Source organism: Nitrosomonas sp. Nm51, assembly GCF_900111165.1.
GTDB lineage: Bacteria > Pseudomonadota > Gammaproteobacteria > Burkholderiales > Nitrosomonadaceae > Nitrosomonas.
The window spans coordinates 1-1,546 of record NZ_FOGH01000120.1 but is presented as its reverse complement, the minus strand read 5'-3'; the positions used below and the strand labels follow the sequence as shown (position 1 = coordinate 1,546).

Sequence of the window (1,546 nt, the reverse complement as noted above, 5' to 3'; positions counted from 1 at the left end):
AGCAGGTCGCTGGCCAGCCTTGGTGCGTTATATCATCAGTAAAATTATTGCCAGCAAACCCCAGAAATCACAATTTCTTGATTCATTTCCCGCTACGTTGGCATTTGATTCCAGCTAACTGAGGAATTTAGGATCAATATAGGCGAGCAGATCGCTATAGCGATAGCGAACTGCCCGGCTGCCGATTTTGATGAATGGCACGCGAGCACCTGCCCAGCGGTCACGTTCAAGGAATGCGACACTGACGCCTAAAATCTGTGCAGCTTCTTTAGTGGTGAGTAATTGGGTTTGCATAAATTGCCTCCAGTGAATTAATCAAATGGAAGCAATTTGCGGGAATTTAGCAGTTAAAAAAAGATGCTAAAAAAATAGAAAGGTATTTATTTTTTTAAAAAGGTTTTTATTTTTACTAACAGCCTGATTATTTTCTCCTTCCACCTTTTTTGGCATATTCAGATGAAACATTTTTTGCCCAATTTCGGAATGATTCAGGAGTAAAAACAGAGGGGTTTCCGTATTGTCGCATAACGGGATGGGTGCGAATTTCTTCATAAGTCTGGTTTGGATTTTCTTTCCATAGCATTTTAGCCAATTCAAGGCACGCAACTTTCATCTTTCTTTGTTCAGTCAATCGATCATACCAGCCCGTAATATTTTCATCTTCTGGAATACTATTTGAATTTTCTGAATCGGAGAGTTTCTTTAACGCCCAGCAAGGTGGAGGATCAAGCAGGGCTATATTCTCACACCAATTGATTACCTCATTCCGCTTTACATACAGATTATCCAGATAATTCCTGCTGATATTGTTGTGTATGAGGAACCGATAAAACTGTATGACATGCCTGATTTCAAAAATAAATGAAAAAATAGAATTATCGAAGAAAATTCGATAACCTTTCCACCTGCCAGAAATTTCTTTGCCGCCGATTGCACGTATCAGGCGATCAATTGCAATCCTCAGTTCGGGCGAAATTGCATTGGGATCGGTATTGTCGGATTCTTCACCTGTCCAGTCATGCGCCAGTTGCCAGACAGTTTTAAAATCTGGATTATCTTTAATACTGAAGTTTCCCTTTTTTCCCTATGCGACCATCCGCAATAATGCTTTGATGAGAGAATTTTGTTCGGGTTTGCCTGGCTTGGGGCAAAAGGTAACAAAATCTTTATCGAATGCGGCCTGAGTAATCAGTTTTCTAACATCGGAGAAGGCGAAGTGACTTCGATTGTTAACAGCGTAACAACGCTGCGGTGTTTTATCAAGGCGATCTGCGTATATCCAGGTGATAGTGGTGGCCATCATGCAGAAGCTGAGGTGATTCATAACGGCATGCGGCGTTCGGGTTTGGCTTTTTATGCTTCCAATTTCCTGCTTGATCTCTTTGAAACCGGCCTCGATTTTCCAGCGAGCGCCATAGTATTCGATGATCTGTTCGACGGTGAGATCAAGGTCAGTGGTAAAGAATGCAACCCATTGTGATTTTCGGTAGGCCCAGACGACACGCACGGCACATTTGAGTGTTTTCAACATGCAGATGTGATCGTA

At 42.0% G+C, this 1,546-nt stretch carries 3 protein-coding genes; all 3 read right to left on the bottom strand.

Annotation, left to right across the window (positions count from 1 at the left end):
- Positions 1-114 precede the first annotated feature (114 nt).
- Complete coding sequence (locus BMY60_RS15075) at positions 115-294, bottom strand: helix-turn-helix transcriptional regulator (protein ID WP_090334720.1); 180 nt, start codon at positions 292-294, stop codon at positions 115-117.
- Positions 295-421: 127 nt separating this feature from the next.
- Complete coding sequence (locus BMY60_RS15570; RefSeq protein ID WP_143057498.1) at positions 422-631, bottom strand: hypothetical protein; 210 nt, start codon at positions 629-631, stop codon at positions 422-424.
- Positions 632-1,084: 453 nt separating this feature from the next.
- The coding region (locus BMY60_RS15065; RefSeq protein WP_177166600.1) for a transposase at positions 1,085-1,546 on the bottom strand (462 nt) is incomplete at its 5' end.

Bases quoted from the DNA above. Each gene is read 5' to 3' on its own strand.
- BMY60_RS15075 (WP_090334720.1), bottom strand. From the start codon at position 294: ATGCAAACCCAATTACTCACCACTAAAGAAGCTGCACAGATTTTAGGC.